General features: G+C 42.1%; 2 protein-coding genes. Both read right to left on the bottom strand.

Annotated elements, in window-relative coordinates; all coding sequences use genetic code 11:
* A partial coding sequence (locus tag UF06_RS03325) for a type II toxin-antitoxin system Phd/YefM family antitoxin (RefSeq protein WP_045569179.1) occupies positions 1-232 on the bottom strand: 232 nt, incomplete at its 3' end.
* Between the two features lie 52 nt (positions 233-284).
* Entirely contained in the window at positions 285-434 is a 150-nt protein-coding gene (locus UF06_RS23500) for a DUF3265 domain-containing protein (protein ID WP_139046253.1), read from the bottom strand.
* Positions 435-905 lie beyond the last annotated feature (471 nt).

The raw sequence follows: 905 nt of genomic DNA, 5'->3' as shown, positions 1-905 counted from the left end.
CACCCAAACCTGCAGCCAATTGAGCTTCTGCAGTACGCATTTCTTCAAGTAATTCGATTTTCTCTTGCATTGCTTCATACTCCGCAACGTCAAGAACAACGGCTACACCTTTACCTCGTTGTGTAATGACTAATGGTCGACGAGTTTCATTGATCTGTTTGATAAATGATGCAACGCCAGCACGGAACTCAGACAAAGGCTGAATATCTTGATCAAGGTGAATACGGCTCATAATGAACTCCTTTTAGTACAATTTAATGTACAAATAGTAGTTCAATTGAGATTTACGAGCAAGGAATTGATTCTGTGTTATAACGCCGCGTTAAGGGGTGAATGCCGCATAAACCAAGCTTCCGCAGACCACTTACACCACCAAAACCAACCGCAAACCAAAAATGCCACGCGGCATGAATCCCTCTTAAACGCCTTGTTATGTTTAAGCTTCAATGACTTACGTTTTACCAAAACCAAGATTAACTCGGTTTTGACTGACAAACAAAAGCCAAAAACCAGAAGACTGAAACGACTCATAGATTTGAAAAACAGACTTCGAATTTCGGCAATTCAAGCACAAAAACCTGTGATCAAAATACTGATTGAGCCAGCTAAACCAACATCGCGCTTGCCCAAAAATTGATTGAGGCAATTTTCTGAATTTCCAGCGCCAAAGAATAATTGTCCGGAAAACCGCGCCCACTGAAATTAACTTGCCGACAAACACAAAACCAATCAGCCGAGGGAACAAAGAAAAATCATAATCCACTGATTTTTGGTGATTAAACATAACGCCCGGTTAAGGGGCAGCCAACGCCATTACCAAGCTTCCGCATAACACCGTAACCACAAAAACTAACGCATGGTAAAAATGCCGCGCGTTGGCTGTCCCTCTTGAACCGTTTGTTATG

The sequence above is a fragment of the Vibrio sp. S234-5 genome, from assembly GCF_000960595.1.
In the GTDB taxonomy this organism is placed as follows: Bacteria; Pseudomonadota; Gammaproteobacteria; order Enterobacterales; family Vibrionaceae; genus Vibrio.
This window is presented reverse-complemented; position numbering and strand designations above follow the sequence as displayed.